The sequence below is a fragment of the Caulobacter sp. genome, from assembly GCF_965279145.1.
Classification (GTDB): Bacteria; Pseudomonadota; Alphaproteobacteria; order Caulobacterales; family Caulobacteraceae; genus Caulobacter.
The window spans coordinates 3,552,973-3,570,765 of the sequence record NZ_OZ257139.1; the positions used below are offsets into that span (position 1 = coordinate 3,552,973).

Below are 17,793 nucleotides of genomic sequence, written 5' to 3' on the forward strand. Positions count from 1 at the left end.
CCGTCCGTCCTCGCTCGAAAGGAAGGTTTCGCCTATATGCAGGCGCCCGCGCCGATCAACGGGCGCCAGGCTGACGCGACCTTCACGACCGCCCGGCCTGTATTGGCTGACTGTGCGAAGACAGTCGGCGCAAATCTGAACAGGGTGGCGTATCACGTCGCAAATCGTGCGCGCACCGCCGTCCAACTCTGAAGCCATTGGAAAATGCAACAATTTCAGCCGCATAGATTTTCCGTCGCGCCGATGATGGACTGGTCGGAAGTTTCATAAAAATCAATTGGTTATGACGGCGCGTGTGCGAATTGTGTGCACACGAGTGCGCGTTCTTTTCCGCTTTCGTTCATGCGAAGGCGTTCGCTACGATCGCCGTGCATGCGTGTTGCCTCGCTCAACTCACCAAGGGCATGACCGCGTTCGATACCCTGCGCATTGGCGCTCTCGGTGCGCGGCCTTGAGACTCGCATGCGTGCACCGTAGAACGGAGGCTCTGCAATTCCAGGTAGCGAGCGCGGGGGCGTGAGATGTCCAGGGACTATTCACGCGTTGCGACGCTCGGCGCCTTGATCAGAGAAGGCGAGGGCGGTCACGCCTCTATCGACCTGCCTCCGGCTGCGCGCGGCGAGGTGGCCGAGGCTTATCGAGGCCGGATCGCCGAATTCGAGAAGCGGCCGTTCTGGACGGTGGGCGAGGCGGACTATCGACCCGAGCGGGGGTTGCGATGGCCCCAGCGTCGGGCCATCGCCTTCGCCCAAGCCTACCTGGCCGCTCGCGGCGTTGCCGGTAACGGCGCGGACAAGGAAGCCGCGCTGATCAAGATGCCGACTGGCACGGGGAAGTCGGGAGTAATCGCCGCCCTGGCCTGCGCCTCGCCAGGCGTCGGCAAGACGCTGATCTTGACGCCACGCACCAGCTTGGTGCGCCAGATGGGCGAAGACCTGACGACGCGGTTCTGGAGCAAGCTTGGTGCCCGCTACACCCAGACGGGCCTGGAAGAGGGACTCGATCCCGACGACCTCGCCGAGCTGCCTCCCGAGCCTGCGGACCTGGCGAGCCGACCGGTCCGACGACTCGTCGCCGAGCAGTATGCCCACATCATGAGTGAGGCGGGCAGGGATCGGCAGATATGGGTCGGCACATTCAACGCCCTGCACCTGATACTCGGGATCAAGCCGCCGGCTCACCGCGAGTTCTATCGCCGAGAGGAGCGGGCGCCCGGCGCGACCTTTTCAGAGGGCAAGGATGGCGAGCCAGGCCTCGACCTGGAAGCGTTCCGTGACCTGCTCAAATCGGTCGACCTGGTGATCGTCGATGAAGGTCACCACGAACCGGCCTTTTCCTGGGCTCAGGCCGTCCGCGAGCTGGACAAGCCCACGATCATCTTCACCGCCACGCCCAGTCGTTCTGGCCCTCGACCCTGATGATGTTGCGCAAACTGACGCCGATCAAGCTGATGTTCCTGGTCAACAGCCAGGCGCCGCCCGCCTCGGTTATGGCCGCCAACCACATCGCCAATTGGTCGGACGTCTGGTCGTCCGATGGCCTGAAGCGGATCGCCGCCTTCGCTGATATCGTCGGGCCCGAGACACAAATCATCCTGCCGCGCGACACGGACGGCCGCGGTCTCCCGCCGAGCGCCTTTGTGGCCAACGCCCATGCGGCGGGCTTGTTGGTCCACGTCTGGAGCGTCAATCCCGAGAACCAGGATCTGCCGCTCGACCTGCGCTGCGGCGATCCGGCGGCGCCCACCTTCCCGCACCAGCTTGGCGACGTCGCGACCCAGGCCCGCCGTCTCTTCGCCCTGGGCGTTGACGGCGCGTTCAGCGACGCGCCCGAGGTCCTGGTCAAGGTGCGGTCCGAGGGGGCCTCCGCGTGGGCGACCAGCCCAGGTTCGCCCGGATCGTGCCCATCAGTGCGCTGAGATCTAGGTCAATTCAAACCTCAGCGCAGCGCTCTGCTTGGCCAAGCCCATCAGGATTCGAGCAGATTCACCTGCTGCGAGCAAATTTTCGGCTGTCCGCGACAGGGGCGATTGTCGCCGATGGGTCTTGTCCGAGAGGTCCGGCTTCTGAAGCGATCCCAAGGTCGATCTCGGATGCTGCCTTTTGCGGAAGACGCGACCCGCGTTGCGAAGCGGGGGGCGGATGTTCGACAACCTGGCGACGGAGACGCGCGAGAAGCGTCTGACCTATTGGGCGGAGATATGTCTCGCGCCACTCACTATACGCAAAGACAGCCCCCAGAGACGCGACGTCCCCGGCGCCGATGCTGTGAATCCAAAGCTCTCGCCGATGAAGCCGGCTTCCCGCAGATAGCGCCGATCCAGGAGATTGGTGACGAAGGCGCCCGCGCTCCAGTTCGCGGCGCGTGGCTGGTAGTTCACCCGCAGATCCAGCAGATCATAGCCGCCTTGCACCTCGTCCTGCACCAGATCGCGCATCAATCCGCGGGAGAGTTCGGGGCGATCATTGTCGTCGGAAAAGAAGACCTTCGACTGCCAGCTCCAGGCCGGTAGGACCGTGATCGTTCCGCTCGGAGCGGCGTAGGTCAGTTCTAGATTCAGCGAGACCTTGTGATCCGGGGCAAGGCGAAACTGGTCGCCAGCGAAGGCCCCGCTACGAAGCCTGGAATGGTTGTAGCCGTAAGCGGCGAGCAGGCGGGCCGAGCGCGATAGTTCAAGCTGAGCCTCGGCCTCAAGCCCGGTCGCGTCGGCCCGGCCGGCGTTCAGGGTCTGCAACTGGCCATCGACCAGCTTGGTGGTCTGGAAGTTGACATAGCGGTAGGCGTAGGCCGCCAGGTCCAGGGTCAGGCGTCGATCGAGGCCAACGCCGCGGGTTCCGATTTCCACGGAGTCGATCGTTTCGGCGGGCACGACGCCAAACCGCGCCGGACCCTCGGCCGCCAGCGGCGGCCCGGCGACCAGCACGCTGGGGCGCCGCCCCCGGGCATAGGAGCCATAGGCGCTGAAGGTCGACGACGGGGTGTAGCGCGCCACCAGTCGCCCGCTCCAGCCATCGTCTGACAAGGTGTTGGCGAACTTTTCGCCGTTACCAAAGGTCGGTTGAAACACCAGCGCGTAGTTGGGCCACTGACGGGGCGCGGCGGCGCTGGCGCCGGCGCCGATCGCGCTCAAGGCAGCCAGCAGGCTGGCCCGCTGCGCCGGATAGAGGCCAAAGGCCTGAGCCGCTCCGGCCAGGATCGACGGACCAGCGGGCAGGGCGGTGGCCACGGCGCTGCCCTTGTCGTTGTGGCTGTAGCGCAGGCCCGCCGACAACGCCCAACCTGGACCGGGCGCGAAGGTGACGTCACCGAAGAGATCGACGGCGGTCGTCCGGGCAAAGTTCTGGTTACGCTCGACATAGGCCCCCTTGAGGTTGCCAGCCAGGCCCAGGGCCACGTCCCCCGGGAGGTCGAAGCCGCGCCGCGCGGCCAATTGGCGTAGCGTGTCGGCGACGAGGTCTGGCCGGGTCAAGGTGTCGAGGCCCTGCGGGACCGGCGCGCTCAGGTCGTCGACAAGGCGCGCCAAGAGCAGGCGCTCGTCGATCGTGAAATAGGCCAGCTGGGTGCCGCTTTCGTGGAACAGGCTGACGCCGGCAAAGCCCCGCCAGCGCTCGCCAGCGTCATAGGCCAGGCGCAGATCGGCGTTGTACTGGACGCCCCGGGTCTGCTCTAAAACGCTGATCACCGGCAGGGACAGGCCATCGCCGTCCTGGCGCTCGTCGGCGTAGAAGCGGCGATAGCCCAGGGACGCGCTCAGCTTCAGACCAGGGCTCAGCCGGCGCGCCGCCAGGACTGCGACCGAACCCAGGGTGCGGTCCAGGCCGAGCGCCGCAGGCCTTCCGGTCTCGTCGACGGCGCTCAAGGCCGGCGGGGTGTAGCGGTCAAGATCGCCCAGGGCCGCGCCCGTGACCGGGTCGGTGGGCGCGAAGGTGAAGGACTTGAGCGGCCGGCCGGTGGGACGATCCCGCTGGTAGTTGACGATCAGGTCAAGCCGTTCGTCATCGCTGGCAAGCCAGGTCAGGGAAACCCGGGCGGCGTCGGTGGCGACGGAGTCCAGGCCGTCGCCACCAGCCAGGTTGGGCGTCAGGCCAGCTCGCCCCCGCGAGCGGGCGGCGACACGCACCGCCAGGTCCTGGCCGATCGGCTGGTTGATCATGGCTTCCAGAAGGCCCTGGCCCTGGTCGCCAACCTCGCCATGAAGGTTCCAGGCCGAGGCCCGCGGATCGGCCTTGTGTTGGATGACGTCGAGCGCCCCGGCCATCGCCCCGCGGCCATAGAGGGTGGGCTGGGGACCTTTGGCGATGTCGATGCGATCAAGATCAAAGAGTTCGAAATAGGCGCCGCGCTCCTTGGACGCCGGCATGCCGTCTTGCAGCACCGCCATCCTCGGCTCGCGGCTGGCGTCCCCCGAGGCCTGGGTGATGCCCCGCATCGAGAAGGCCGCCGCGGCCGGGGAGAGGTTGACGACATTGAGGCCCGGCGTCAGCCGTCCGACCTGATCCATGCCAACCACGCCCAGTTGCTCCAGGCGCGCGCCGCTCAGCGTGGTCAGGGCGACAGGCGGCAGGATGCGGGGGGCGGTGACCGTCACGCCCGCCATCTCCGCAGCGGCTTGGGCGGCGGGCGGGCTGGGGCTGAGCCCAGGGGCCCCCGGCGGCCGGTCAGGCAGGATCATCAGGACGCCTCGGCCGGTGCGCTCGGCATGCAGGCCCGATCCGGTCAGCATGCGCGCCAAGGCCTGGCTGGCGGTGTACTGACCGCGCACCGGGCGCGAGACGCGGCCGACCAGCAGGTCGCGCGAGACGATGACCTGGGCGCCGGTCACCAGGTTGAAGGCCAGCAACGCCTGGCCCAGCGGCGCGGCTTTTAGATCAAAGGCGCGGCGCGGTTCGGCGGCGCGGGCCAGGTTCGGCGCCGTCGCCAGAAGCGCCGTCGCGCAGATCCCGTGGGCCGTGACGCGCAAGAACCTCATGCCAAGCGCTCCTCGCGGCGACGGCTAGTCCCCGGCGGGGCGGTGAACCAGCGCGGTGCGCCCGTCGGAGTCGCGTTGCGCCGCAATCGGGAGATAGGCGGTGATCGCATCGACGAAGGCGGCGTTGTCTCCGGACGTGAACACCCCGCTCACCCGTAAGCGGGCCAGGGCTTCGTCGCCCACGCGAAGATTGGCGCCATAACGATTGACCCGCTCGACGGCCTCGGCGAGTGGCGTGTCGTCGAAGATCAATCGCCCGGTCCTCCAGGCCGCAGCCGAACGCACATCGGCCGTCTGGCGCAGGGGCGGGCTTCCAGGGCGCAGCACGGCTTGCTCTCCCGGCGCCAGAGCCACGGTTGGACCCTCGCCCTGGACCGGATGGATGATGACCCGTCCCTCCAACAGGCTGACGATGGAGCGCTGGCTCAGCCGATCGATATTGAACATCGTCCCGGTGGCCACCACGACCTGGTCGCCAACAGTGACCGCGAAGGGCCGCGCCTGGTCGTGCGCGACCTCGAAGCGGGCCTGGCCGCGGGTGAGTTCAAGGTTCCTGGCGTGACGGCCAAACCGCACCGCAACCGCGCCGCCGCCCTCGATTGACAGCCGCGAGCCGTCGGCCAGGGTGAACTCGGCCGGGCCTCCCGTCGGCGCGGTGTAGATCCGTGCGGGTTCGGGGCGGCTCAGCACCGCAAGGCCCGCGAGGCCCGCGGCCAGCGCGCCCGCGCCGATCATCCAGGCGCGCCGCGAAGGGCGCGAGGACGAACGTCGCGCGCCGCCAAGGGGGACAGCGCTAACTTGGCGCTGTTGGCGCAAAGCTTGGAGCTCGGCCGCGTCGTCCTGATCATCGAATGCGGCCATCGCCTTCAGCACCTGGCCGTGGGCGTCCGCGTGGCGCATATCCGCCGCCAGCCAGGCATGCAACCCGGCTTCGTCGGCGTCGGTCCAATCGTCGGAGATCTGGCGCATCCACCAGGCGGCGGCGGCCTCGTGAACGTCTTCGAACGGTGGAGTAGGGGTGGGGAAATTTGTCAAAGTCTACCTGAACCGCCGCGCCAGATGGGCCACGGCCCGAACAACATGTTTTTCCACGGCGCTGACCGAAACGCCCAGACGGGCGGCGATTTCGGTCTGGCGGAGGCGCTCGACCCGAAACAGGATGAAGATCTCCCGGGTGCGGTCGGGCAGTTCGGCCAGGGCGTCGAGGGTTCTTCGAAGTTTCTCCTTACCCATCAGGACGCGGTCGGCTGGCAAATCCTCAGCGGCCAGTTGCAGGGGCTCGGCGGCGGTCTCGCCATCGCCCTGCGGATAGAGGCTGATGTGGCGGTTGGCCTGTCGGGTGATGCGCTTTCTGGCGCGGTCGCGCAGCAGGTTGGAGGCGATGGTGAAGACAAAGCCGTCGGGAGTCTCGATCGCCTCGCCGGCTCCGGCGCGCAACGCCCGCAGGAGCGCCTCTTGGGTCAGGTCCTCAGCTTCGGCGTAGTCGCCGGTGTGACGCAGGAAATAGGTCATCAGCGGCCGGCGATAGGCGTGGCTGATCTGTTCGGGCGGTGGCAGGCGAGGGCGCGCGTTGGCCCGATGGGCGTCGTCCTTCAAGGTCACAAGAGGCTTCCCGAACATGCACAGCGGCGCTGGACGAAGGAACAGTCCGCGACCGAGCGCGCGTCTTCTTCCCACGGATTTGCGACAGTTTTTCTTTCCGAGCGCCGTCGGAAAAAAGGGGTGAGGATCGCGAGGGGGACCACGTCCTAACCCCTTAGACGCCCTCCGCGACAGAGCGGAGGTCACCGTTCAAGGGGATCTAAGTTCCTATGCAGTCAAGAATTTTCGCGCTCTTTGGCGCCGCGTCGACGCTCGCCTTGAGTCTGGCTCACGCCGGGGTCGCCAACGCCCAAGCCTCATCGCCAACGGTGGACGCCGCCACCTCGGTCGAAGAGGTCGTGGTCACCGGATCGCGCATCGCGCGCCAAGACTACACCGCCCAAAGCCCGATCGTCACGATCGGCAAGGCGGTGCTCCAGGCTCAGGGGCCAACCTCGATCGAAAACACCCTCAACCAGCTGCCGCAGTTCGCCGCGACCTCCGGCTCGACCTCGGCCAGTCAGGCCGGCGGCGGGCGGGCCAACGCCAACCTGCGCGGCCTGGGCACGCCCCGCACCCTGGTGCTGCTGGACGGCCGCCGGCTGCAGCCGTCCGACCCGCTGGGCGCCATCGACCTCAACACCCTGGCGCCCAGCCTGATCGACTCGGTCGAGGTGATCACCGGCGGCGCCTCGGCGATCTACGGTTCCGACGCTATCGCCGGCGTCGTCAACTTCAAGCTCAAGCACAATTTCCAGGGCCTGGAGATCGACGCGCAATACGGCCAGACCGAGCGCAGCGATGGCGAGACCGCCGATCTGAGCGCCACGGTCGGCGGCGCCTTCGCCGACGACAAGGGTCACATGATGCTGTCGGCGTCCTACATGGATCGCCAGCGGGTCAACCGAAATTCCCGCGCCTTCTTCAAGGACGGCGGCATCACCTCGGTGCTGCCCAGCGGCCTGATCTACGCCGACGCGGCCAACCTGCCGACCCAGGCGGCGATCAACGGCGTCTTCGCCAAATACGGCGTGACCACCAACGTGCCGCGTAACGCCACCTACAGCCAGAACCTCGACGGCACGCTGTTCACCATCTCCGCGCCGATCCTCAACTACCGCTTCCCCACCGACGGCCCCTACACCATCACCAGCAACGGCCAGGTCGCCGTGCCGCTGGGCGAGGCTGCGCCCCTGCAGCAGCCGCTCAAGCGCCAGACCCTGTTTGGCCAGGTCAACTACCAGCTCAACGACGCCGTCGAGGCCTACGGGCAGTTCAACTACGCCCACTATGTCTCCAACCAGAGCGGCTATGGCCGCAACCAGGCGATCACCCGCGACGTCTACCTGCCGGTCACCAACCCCTTCCTACCCGCCGACCTCAAGGCGATCGCCGCCTCGCGGCCCAACCCGACCGCGCCCCTGCTGTTCTATTTCAACACCGGCCGCTACTCGCCCGACATCGCCCAGCAGACCTATAATGTCGCCCAGGCCCTGGGCGGGCTGAAGGGCCGGTTCGATGTGATCGACGGGACCTGGGACGTGTTCGCCTCCTATGGCCGCACCGAGCAGAACGCCTTGTTGGGCGGCTATATCGACAGGGCCTCGTTCCTGTCGCTGGTCAATGCGGCCGATGGCGGCAAGAGCCTCTGCGACGGCGGCCTGAACCCGCTGGCCCTGTCCGCACCCTCAAAATCGTGCCTGACCTATCTCCTGCGCGAGATGCACGAAACCACGACGTTGCGGCAGACTAACGCCGAGGCCAACGTCCAGGGCCGGGTGCTGACCCTGCCGGCCGGCGACCTGCGGTTCGCCGCGGGCCTCAGCTATCGCAAGAACAGCTACGCCTATTCGCCGGACGCCGCGCGCCTCACCGGTACGGTCCTGACGACGGGTCTGAGCAAATCGACGGACGGGGAGACCCGTTCGAAGGAGGCCTTCCTCGAACTGGCGGTCCCGCTGTTGAAGGACCTACCCTTCATGCGCAAGCTCGACCTGGATTTGGCCTATCGCTACTCCGACTACGACACGGTCGGCGGCGTCCACACCTACAAGGCCAGCGCCGCCTGGGAGATCAACGACGCGGTCAGCCTGCGCGGCGGATACCAGCACGCCATCCGCGCCCCGTCGGTAGGCGAACTGTTCCGACCCTCCGAACAGAGCGGCACCACCGTCGGACGCATTTCCGCCGGCCTGGGCGATCCCTGTGACATCGCCAGCGCCTATCGCACCGGTCCCAACGCCGCCCAGGTCCGCGCCCTGTGCATCGCCAACGGCGTCCCGCTCAGCGTGATCGACGCCCACAAGTTCGCCGGCACCTCGGTGCAGTCGGACGTCGCGGGCAACCCCGATCTGAAGGAGGAAACGTCCGATACCTACACCGCCGGCCTGGTCTGGCGCTCGCGTTTCGAGGCGCCGTTGCTGCGGCGGCTGTCGGCCTCGATCGACTATTATGACATCAAGCTGACCGATGCGATCGGCCTGATCACCGGCGACGTCATCGCCCAGCGTTGCTTCAACGGCCAGGGGGCCGCTAACCCGACCTATGACGCCAACAACTACTACTGCAAGCTGATCCATCGCGGGGCGTCAGGCGGCTTCGCCAGCATCACCACGCCGCTGCTCAATCTCGCAGGCTACCACACCTCGGGCGTCGATCTGCAGGTCGATTGGGGCGCCGATCTGGCGGCGTTCGGTGCGTCCGAGCGGGCGGGAGCGATCACTCTGAATCTCCTGATCTCGAAGATGGACAAGTACGAGATCCAGACCTTGGCCGGCGCGTCCTTCGTCAACTACGCCGGCACAATCGGCAACGGCCAGATCAGCTCCGACGCCATCTCTCACCCCAAATGGAAGGCCATGGCCAGCCTGGGCTATCATATCGGCCCAGCCGATCTGAGCCTGCGCTGGCGCTGGGTCGAGGCGATGGGCAACGCGTCCAATGTCGGATCGGCCACCGCCACCGCCCGTGGCGTTAAGGCCATGGACTATTTCGACCTGAGCGGACGCTACCGGCTGAACGAGACCGTCGAACTACGGGCCGGCGCCCTCAATCTCGCCGACCGCCAGCCGCCAGCCTGGACCGGCGAGAGCGCCACCGACACCGCCCTCTACGACATGCTGGGCCGCCGCTACTTCCTGGGCGTCAACGTCAAGTTCTGACCCCGCCCGCCTTCCCCGGCGCGGGTCGACCGACCCGCGCCACCTTCAAAGAAAGCGCAAAGATGACCAAGATCCTGCTCCGGGCGCTGCTGGCCAGCGCCGCCCTGTTGGCCGCCTCGCCGACGCTGGCCGCCGCCCCGACCTCCGCCGACATGCTGACCGCCGCCAAGGGCCGACTGCCGCAACTGCTGACCTGCCTGCGCCAGCAGAAGGTGGCCCTGGTTGGCGCTCACCGCGGCGGCCCCCTGCCGGAGTTTCCTGAGAACGTCGTCGCCACGATGCAGCGCACGACCGCCCTGGTTCCGGCCTTCATCGAGACCGACGTTCAGCAGACCTCTGACGGCGTGCTGTTCCAGAACCACGATGACGTCCTGGATCGCAACACCACCGGCAAGGGCGCGATCCGCACCCAGACCTGGGCCGAGATTTCCAAGCTGAAGGTGCGCGACACTACCGCCTATCCGACTACCTACGCCCCCGCGTTGCTGTCAGAGGTGCTGGGTTGGGCCGACGGCAAAGCCCTGATCTTGCTCGATGTCAAGCCGCAGACCGATCCCGATCTCCTGATGGCCGAGGTGGACAAGGCCAAGGCCGGCGACCGGGTGTTCTTCCTGTCCTACACGGTCGCTCAGGCCCTGGGGCAACGCCAGCGCCGGCCTGACGCCGTCATCGCCCTGCCGGTGTTCGACCGCGACATGCTGGCCAAGGCCAAGGCCGCCGGCCTGCTCAACGACCACCTCATCGCCATGGTGCGGCCTGGCAAGATGGACGCCGCCTTCATTCCCGAGCTTGAGGCGATGGGCGTAACGGTGATGTCGGGAACCTATGGCGGTCCTGAGACGCCGGACGCGGTCTACCGCACGCCCGCCGACGCCGGGGCTTTCCAGGCGCTGGCTAAGGCCGGTCCGCGGATGATCGTCTCCAATCGTCCGGTCGAAGCCGCCACGGCCCTGCTGGCCGATCCGACCTATGCCCGCAAACTCAAGGCCTGCGGTGTCGGTCACTAGGGGAAAGGTGAAGGGTCGGCGTTAGCCGGCCCTTCGAGCAGGATCATGAACTCAGGTTTGAGCGTCGGGACGCGGCGAAGTGACAGGCCAATCGGCTCAAACCGCGGGCGCATGCGGAACTGGGGGAGGGCTTGGCTAAAGCGCCAGCCAAGGCTGCGCGATCGCCCGCTTGCTTTCATACAGGTCGATATCCGCCCCGTGCATCATCGTCTCGCCGATGGCGTCCAGGCCGCGCAGCATCTTGTCCTTGCGGACCGGGTCGATCTGGAACCCGAAGGTCTTGCCCGACGGCGAGATCACCGTCTGGGCCTCCAGGTCGATGCTGACCATGTGGTTGCCGCCCTTGGCCTCGTCCATCAGGACGGCGATTTCCTCGGGGGCCAGCACCACGGGCAGCAGGCCGTTGTTGAAGCAGTTGTTGTTGAAGATGTCGGCGAAGCTGGTCGAGATCACGCACAGGATCCCGAAGTCCATCAGGGCCCAGGGTGCGTGCTCGCGGCTCGAGCCGCAGCCGAAATTGTCGCCGGCGATCAGCACGCTGGCGCCCTTGTATTCCGGCCGGTTGAGCACGAAGTCGCTGATCTCGTTGCCCTCGCCGTCGAAGCGGAAGTCGTAGAACAGGCCCTTGGCCAGCCCCTCGCGCTCGACGGTCTTGAGGAACTGTTTGGGGATGATCTGGTCGGTGTCGATATTGGCCAGCGACAGCGGGACGGCGCGGCCGTCGAGGCGGGTGAAGGCCTGCATCAGACGGTCTCCTCAAGGAAGGTGCGCACATCGACGAGGTGGCCGGCGATCGCCGCCGCCGCCGCCATGGCCGGCGAGACCAGGTGGGTCCGCCCGGCGCGGCCCTGGCGGCCCTCGAAGTTGCGGTTGCTGGTCGAGGCGCAGCGCTCGCCCGGCGCCAGCTTGTCGGGGTTCATGGCCAGGCACATCGAGCAGCCGGGTTCCCGCCAGTCAAAGCCCGAGGCCTTGAAGATGGCGTCCAGGCCTTCTTCCTCGGCCTGTTCCTTGACCAGGCCTGAGCCCGGCACGACCATGGCCTTGACGTGCGGGGCCACCAGACGTCCGTGCAGGAAGGCTTCCTGCACCACGGCGGCGGCGGCGCGCATGTCCTCGATCCGGCTGTTGGTGCACGAGCCGATGAAGACGCGGTCGATGCGGGCCTCGGAGATCGGCTGGCCGGCGGTCAGGCCCATATAGTCCAGCGCCCGGTGGGCGGCCGAGCGCTTGTCGGGGGTGGCGAAGCTTTCCGGATCGGGCACATTGCCGGTCACCGGGATGACGTCCTCGGGGCTGGCGCCCCAGGTGACCATCGGGACCAGGGTCGAGGCGTCGATCGTCACGGTGCGGTCGAAGACTGCGTCCGGATCGGTGAAGAAGGTCTTCCAGTGGCTTTTGGCCATGTCCCAGGCCGCGCCCTTCGGGGCGGCGGGCTTGCCCTGGATATAGGCGTAGGTCTTGTCGTCGGGCGCGATCAGCCCGGCCTTGGCGCCGCCCTCGATGGTCAGGTTGCACAGGGTCATGCGGCCTTCCATCGACAGGGCCGAGATGGCCTCGCCGGCGAACTCGATGACATAGCCGGCGCCGCCGGCGGCGCCGATCTCGCCGATCACGGCCAGGGCGATGTCCTTGCCGGTAACGCCGGGGCTTAAGCGGCCGTCGACGCGGACCAGCATGTTCTTCGACTTCTTCTGGCGCAGGGTCTGGGTGGCCAGGACGTGCTCGACCTCGGAGGTGCCGATGCCGTGGGCCAGGGCCCCGAAGGCGCCGTGGGTCGAGGTGTGGCTGTCGCCGCAGACGATGGTCATGCCCGGCTGGGTGCGGCCCTGCTCGGGGCCCACCACGTGGACGATGCCGTTGCGGATATCGCCCATCGGGAAGAACTGGATGCCGTTGTCGGCGACGTTGCGGGCCAGGGTCTGCAGCTGCAGCCGCGCTTCCTCGTCGGCCACGGCGTCGACGCCCAGGGCCTGGCCCTCGGTCGGGATATTGTGGTCGGCCACGGCCAGGGTGCGGTCGGGACGGCGCACCTTGCGACCGGCCGCGCGCAGGCCGGCGAAGGCCTGCGGGGTGGTGACCTCATGGATCAGGTGCAGGTCGATATAGAGGATGGCCTCGCCGTCAGCCTCGCTGACGACGTGGGCGTCCCAGATCTTGTCGCAAAGGGTCTTGGCGGACATGCTGTCGCGCGGGAAGGGCGTCGTCATGATCCCGACGTGACTTGATGGGCGGCCGCGCGGCCCGCGAGCTTGCCGAGGGTGGTGGCGGTGAGCAGACCGTTGCCCGCGAGATAGCCCGCCGGACCTGGACCCGATAAGCCGCGCGCCGCGCCGCCGCCGGCGAAGAGGTTCGGAAACACGCCTCCGCCAAGTTTCTTGACCCGAGCGTCGGCGTTCACCGCCAGTCCGCCTTGCGTGTGAAAGAGCGCACCCGTCACCTTGGCGATCCGATAAGGCGCGCACAGTAGGGGCTTGCCGGTGAAGTCTCGTCCGAAGATATCGGCGACCTCGCCGAGCACGCAGGACTCGACGTTGGTCAGGGTTTGAGCCACGGCTTCCGGCGGCGCTCCAATGATCGCGGCGATCGCTGCGGCGTCGGCGGCTTCCTGCACCGCGCCGGCCCGCACGGCGTCTTGATAGTCCTCAAAACCCATCATCAGGTCATGCAGTCGGCCATCGGAGATCGTCCAGGCCACACGCCCCGGTTGGCCGTTCACCTCGCGGGCCTGCTCTGAATAGCCTGCCGCCTCGTTGGAGAAGCGCTGGCCATGGGCGTTGATCTGAAAGCCGCCTTCCATGATCTGGGGCCAGAGGATGGGCACACCGAAACCGGCGGCCAGGCCGCCGTGACCCTGGTAGCCGGACATGTCGGCGAGCTCTGCGCCCAGGGCCTGGCCCCACTTCACGGCGTCGCCCCGGTTACCGGGATGGCCATGATAGACGGCCTCGGCCATCTCCGGGATGTGGGTCGCAACCATTTCCGGGTCGCCGCCATAGCCGCAGCACGCGAGAATCAGTGATTGGCAACCAATACGCTCAAAGTCGCCATCGGGTCGCTCAACGCGGACACCGACCACAACCTCGCCATCGACATAGAGATCACGCACCGTGGCGTTGGTCAGCAGACTGGCGTCGGTGCGGCCCAATGCGGCCTCCAGCGCGCCTTGCAGTTCGCTGCCGGACCGATTGGGCGTACCGTACATCCGCATCCGGCTATGGCCGGGATAGAGGAAGCCATCGACGAATTGCAAAGGCGCCGCGTGCGTATCGCGCAGCCAGGCGATGGTCTCGGCGGACTCTTGCGCGACGTGAAGAGCCAGGTTGGGATCGGCCCGCCCCTTGGTCTTCAGGGCGATGTCTTCGGCGAAGCGCTCGGCGCTGTCGTCGATATTTCGGGCGGCCTGTTCCGGCGTGCCTGCGGCGGGAATCAGACCCGTGGACATGCTGGTCGAGCCCAGGGGGGTGGCGTCGCGCTCCAGAACCAAGACCTCGGCCCCTGCGTCGCTGGCGGCCAGGGCCGCGCTGATGCCGCAGGCCCCAGCCCCGATCACCAGGACCTGGATGGTGAAGTCAAAAGAAGGAATGTCGCCGCGAAGAATGCTCATCGCTTGGTCCTAGAGGATTTGTGCTTCGCGTTGTCGCGAGGGGTACATGGCCTGGGTCAGGATATGTTGTCGGCGCGCGTCAGGATTGGCGGCGATGGCGTGGAGTTCGGCCTGGTGGCGGGTGCGATTGTCGGCTTGGGAGGCCTCCATGGCCTTCTTGTTCTTGATGGTCTGGGCCTGAACGAACTCGTGCATGACGGTGCGGCGCTGGCGGTCGTAGCGGGCCAGCAGGGGTTGGGCGGCTTGGCCCTCAAGCAGGATCTGGCGCAGCTTGTCGGTCAGGTTCCAGACGTCGTGAACGCCCGAGTTCATGCCAAATCCGCCCAGGGGGTTATTGAGGTGAGCCGCGTCGCCGGTCAGCAGCACCCGGCCGTGGGCGTACTGGTCGGCGACCCGCTGGTGAACCTTGTAGATGGTGCGGTGATGGGTGAGGACCTGGGCGCCGGCGCCGCCGGTCAGACCATCGAACACCGCGGTCTTCTTGGCGTCGGCGGTCAGCGCCGCGTCGGGCACGTCCTCGCGGGCCGGCACCAGCACCCGCCAGAAGTCCGGCACCTTCAGCAGCACGCACCATTCCTCGGCGTCGGCCACGTAGTTGACGCGGGCCAGATCGTCGAAGAACGGTTCCAGGGGCTGGGCGGTCGACAGGGTCAGGAACTTCTCGGGATAGGTAAAGCCCGAGAACGCCACGCCCAGCCACTTGCGCACCAGACTGTTGGCCCCGTCGGCGGCGATCAGGTAGTCGGCCCGGACGGTCTCCAGACCAACCGGGGTCTCGATATTGACCGTCACCCCGCCTTCGTCCTGCTCGAAGTGGACGACCTTGCGGTTGAACATCACCCGGCCGTGGGGGTGGCCCTCGAGCTTGGCGGCGATCAGCCGTGTCAGCTTGAATTGCTCGCACTGCAGCCGGTAGGGGTGGGGGCTGACGTCGGCGATCTCACCCATGTCGAAGGCGATGACTTCGCCCGTGGCCCGGTTGCGGTACTGATAGACCGGGGCGCGTAGACCCACCGCCTCAAGGTCGTCCAGCAGGCCCAGTTCGGCCATCATCTCCAGGGTCGGCGGATGGAAGGTCGAGGCGCGCATGTCCTCGGGCAGCTCGTCGCGGCTCTCCAGCAGCAGGACGTCAATCCCCGCCTGGGCCAGGCGGTAGGCCGCCACCGAGCCCACCGGACCCGCTCCGGCAATCACAACTTGCACCCGGCTCACAGGGTTCACGGACATCGAATTTACTCTGGATTTTGTGGGAGGGGGCGTCTTGGGGCAGATCAGTCGATCAGCAGGCGCATCACGACCTCGGCCGCGCCCTCGCGCTGTGCGCGGGCGGCCTGATACTGCGCCGACGCGATATAGGCGCGGGCGGCGTCAGCGTCGGGAAAGCGCGAAACAACCACCCGCTCGCCGACGAGGCCTTCGCCTTCCAGCACTTCGGCGACAGGCCCCTTCACCACGGCTTGGCCGCCATGCTGCTCGCTCAGGCCGGCGATCACCTTGCCATATTCGGCGAAGCGGGCGGGGTCTGTGATGCGGACCGTGGCGACGATATAGGCGGCCATGTTGGAAGCTCCAGCGTGCGACTTGAGGCGACCATAGGGCGCGTGCTCGCCAGCGGCCCCAACCGCCCGTCGAATGATCGCTGTGCGAATACAGCCCCCGCAAAGCCTTGGACGACAGGGGCGGCGGCGCGAGTGTCGGGCCGAACACGGCCCAACCGGGCCGCGCAAGATGGAGAGTGTGTCGATGGTGGATTCGCTAGGCTCACGCCTGAAGTTCGCGGTGGTGGCCCCCTCGACCAACACCAGTGTTCAGCCCGAGTACGACGACATGCGGCCGCGCAACGTCACCAACCATTTCTGTCGCATCCCGATCCCCGACACCAGGGTCAGCACCGACGAAGGCTTTCTGGAGATGTTGCAGAACATCCGCGACGCCACGCTCGACTCCATCGACGTGGCCATGAGCATGGAGCCTGGCGCACTGATTATGGGCATGTCGGCGGAGACCTTTTGGGACGGCGCCGAGGGCGCGGCCCGACTTCAAGCCAGGGTGCTGGAGCGCACCAAGGGCGTGCCGGTGATTATGGGCTCAACAGCCGTCGACGCGGCGCTGAAGGCCTATGGTGGTGTCAAGAAGATCGGCGTCGTCACGCCGTACATGCCGGTGGGCGACGCCCAGGTTCGCAAGTTCTTCGAAGACCTGGGCTATGATGTCGTCAATCTGGTCGGGCTGAAGTCGCCGTCGCCCATGCTGATCGCCCATGAGTCGCCCCAGACCCTTAAGCGCGCCGCCATCGAAGTGTCGGACGGCGTCGATGCCGTCGTTCAGTGCGGCACCAACCTGGCGTTCGGGAAGGTCGCCGCTATGGCCGAGTTTTGGCTTGAAAAGCCGGTGGTGGCCATCAATACCGCCACCTATTGGCATGCGCTGAGAACCATGGGCATCCCCGACAAGGTCGATGGCTACGGCTCGCTGCTGCTCGACTACTGAACAAGGGTCCCTCATGGAATACGACTATGTGCCGCTTCCCAAGCGCCAGCCCCTGCAGTGGCCCAACGGCGCTCGCGTCGCGCTGATCCTGACCTTCAATCTTGAGACCTGGGACCTGACCAAACCCACGGACAAGCCGTACTACGCCGGCGGCCCGGCCATTCTGCCTGACGTTCTGCCTGGCGATACGCCAGACTTCCCCAACTACACCTGGCGCGAGTACGGCCAGCGTGTGGGCATCTGGCGCCTGTTCGATCTGTTCGACGAGCTGGGCGTCAAGGCGTCGTGCACGACCAACGCCGTGACGTTCGAGCGCCGCAAGGAAATGACCGACGCGGTGCTGGAGCGGGGTTGGGAACTGCTGGCCCACAATTGGGAGCAGGGCGAGCTGCTAAGCTCGTTCTCCAAGAAGCCGGAGGAAGAGCGCGACATCATCCTGCGCTCCCTGGCCCAGTACGAGAAGTTCACGGGCCGCAAGGCCAAGGGCTGGTTGTCGTCCTCATTGCGCGGCACATTGCAGACCGCCGACATCCTCAAGGAATATGGCTGCACCTTCTACTGTGACATCATGAACGACGATCAGCCGTACCTGCTGCGCACGCCGCACGGGCCGATCGTCTCGACGCCGTACTCCAACGAGATCAATGACTTCACTTTCATCACCCGCAAGAACTTTACGACTGACCAGTTCCGCGACGCGCTGATCGAGGAACTGGACGTGCTCTATGAGGAGGGCGCTAAGACCGGGCGGATCATGAACGTCGGCCTGCATCCCCATGTCAGCGGCCGGGCGCATCGGGTACGGGCGATCCGTCAGTTCATCGAGCATGCCAAGTCGCTGCCAGGCGTCTGGTGGGCGACCCGTGAGGAGATCGCCGACTGGTACATGGCCAATCATGAGCGTCACATCCCCGGTCAACTGGGTTGAGCGCGGTCCCGTCCCATATCGACGGGCTCAAGCGGGCGCTCGCCGGTCGGGAT

14 protein-coding genes are annotated in these 17,793 nt (G+C 66.7%); 6 read left to right on the forward strand and 8 right to left on the reverse strand.

Going from position 1 to position 17,793, the window contains the following annotated elements; genetic code table 11:
* Window positions 1-560 precede the first annotated feature (560 nt).
* Complete coding sequence (locus tag ACQY9P_RS16590) at window positions 561-1,418, forward strand: DEAD/DEAH box helicase family protein (protein WP_421738112.1); 858 nt, start codon at window positions 561-563, stop codon at window positions 1,416-1,418.
* Window positions 1,418-1,918: a glycerophosphodiester phosphodiesterase family protein gene (locus ACQY9P_RS16595; RefSeq protein ID WP_428150513.1), complete on the forward strand. Its 501-nt coding sequence runs from the start codon at window positions 1,418-1,420 to the stop codon at window positions 1,916-1,918. Before ACQY9P_RS16590 ends, ACQY9P_RS16595 begins: the two co-directional genes overlap by 1 nt.
* A 267-nt stretch (window positions 1,919-2,185) precedes the next feature.
* Here the strand turns inward: ACQY9P_RS16595 and ACQY9P_RS16600 are convergent, their stop codons facing one another.
* The 3 genes from ACQY9P_RS16600 to ACQY9P_RS16610 all read right to left on the reverse strand — a co-directional run bounded on the left by ACQY9P_RS16600 (window position 2,186) and on the right by ACQY9P_RS16610 (window position 6,571).
* Complete coding sequence (locus ACQY9P_RS16600; RefSeq protein WP_421738110.1) at window positions 2,186-4,969, reverse strand: TonB-dependent receptor domain-containing protein; 2,784 nt, start codon at window positions 4,967-4,969, stop codon at window positions 2,186-2,188.
* 24 nt (window positions 4,970-4,993) lie between these two features.
* Entirely contained in the window at window positions 4,994-5,938 is a 945-nt protein-coding gene (locus ACQY9P_RS16605) for a FecR family protein (RefSeq protein WP_428150517.1), read from the reverse strand.
* Window positions 5,939-6,007: 69 nt separating this feature from the next.
* Complete coding sequence (locus tag ACQY9P_RS16610) at window positions 6,008-6,571, reverse strand: RNA polymerase sigma factor (protein WP_421738108.1); 564 nt, start codon at window positions 6,569-6,571, stop codon at window positions 6,008-6,010.
* A gap of 257 nt (window positions 6,572-6,828) precedes the next feature.
* Here ACQY9P_RS16610 and ACQY9P_RS16615 point away from each other — a divergent pair, with 257 nt between their 5' ends.
* Together ACQY9P_RS16615 and ACQY9P_RS16620 are read left to right on the forward strand one after the other, a co-directional pair.
* Window positions 6,829-9,711 (forward strand): TonB-dependent receptor plug domain-containing protein, encoded by a 2,883-nt coding sequence (locus ACQY9P_RS16615; protein ID WP_421738107.1) that lies wholly within the window; start codon window positions 6,829-6,831, stop codon window positions 9,709-9,711.
* A gap of 62 nt (window positions 9,712-9,773) precedes the next feature.
* Entirely contained in the window at window positions 9,774-10,718 is a 945-nt protein-coding gene (locus ACQY9P_RS16620; RefSeq protein ID WP_421738106.1) for a glycerophosphodiester phosphodiesterase family protein, read from the forward strand.
* A 135-nt stretch (window positions 10,719-10,853) separates the two neighbouring features.
* Here ACQY9P_RS16620 and leuD read toward each other — a convergent pair whose 3' ends face one another.
* The 5 genes from leuD to ACQY9P_RS16645 are packed head-to-tail and all read right to left on the reverse strand — an operon-like array spanning window position 10,854 to window position 15,881.
* The gene (gene leuD / locus ACQY9P_RS16625; RefSeq protein WP_421738105.1) at window positions 10,854-11,462 is read right to left on the reverse strand and encodes a 3-isopropylmalate dehydratase small subunit; all 609 of its coding nucleotides are present in this window, start codon (window positions 11,460-11,462) and stop codon (window positions 10,854-10,856) included.
* Complete coding sequence (gene leuC / locus ACQY9P_RS16630; protein WP_421738315.1) at window positions 11,462-12,898, reverse strand: 3-isopropylmalate dehydratase large subunit; 1,437 nt, start codon at window positions 12,896-12,898, stop codon at window positions 11,462-11,464. Before leuC ends, leuD begins: the two co-directional genes overlap by 1 nt.
* 23 nt (window positions 12,899-12,921) lie before the next feature.
* A complete protein-coding gene (locus tag ACQY9P_RS16635; protein WP_421738104.1) occupies window positions 12,922-14,322 on the reverse strand; it encodes an FAD-dependent oxidoreductase in 1,401 nt (466 codons plus the stop codon).
* 9 nt (window positions 14,323-14,331) lie between these two features.
* Window positions 14,332-15,549, reverse strand: coding sequence for an FAD-dependent oxidoreductase (locus tag ACQY9P_RS16640; RefSeq protein ID WP_421738103.1), 1,218 nt, complete (start codon window positions 15,547-15,549; stop codon window positions 14,332-14,334).
* Between the two features lie 44 nt (window positions 15,550-15,593).
* Complete coding sequence (locus ACQY9P_RS16645; protein ID WP_421738102.1) at window positions 15,594-15,881, reverse strand: DUF1330 domain-containing protein; 288 nt, start codon at window positions 15,879-15,881, stop codon at window positions 15,594-15,596.
* Between the two features lie 184 nt (window positions 15,882-16,065).
* Between ACQY9P_RS16645 and ACQY9P_RS16650 the strand changes: the two genes are divergently transcribed.
* Together ACQY9P_RS16650 and ACQY9P_RS16655 are read left to right on the forward strand one after the other, a co-directional pair.
* A complete protein-coding gene (locus ACQY9P_RS16650; protein WP_421738101.1) occupies window positions 16,066-16,812 on the forward strand; it encodes a maleate cis-trans isomerase family protein in 747 nt (248 codons plus the stop codon).
* Between the two features lie 13 nt (window positions 16,813-16,825).
* Complete coding sequence (locus ACQY9P_RS16655) at window positions 16,826-17,740, forward strand: hypothetical protein (protein ID WP_421738100.1); 915 nt, start codon at window positions 16,826-16,828, stop codon at window positions 17,738-17,740.
* The last annotated feature ends 53 nt before the right edge of the window (window positions 17,741-17,793 follow it).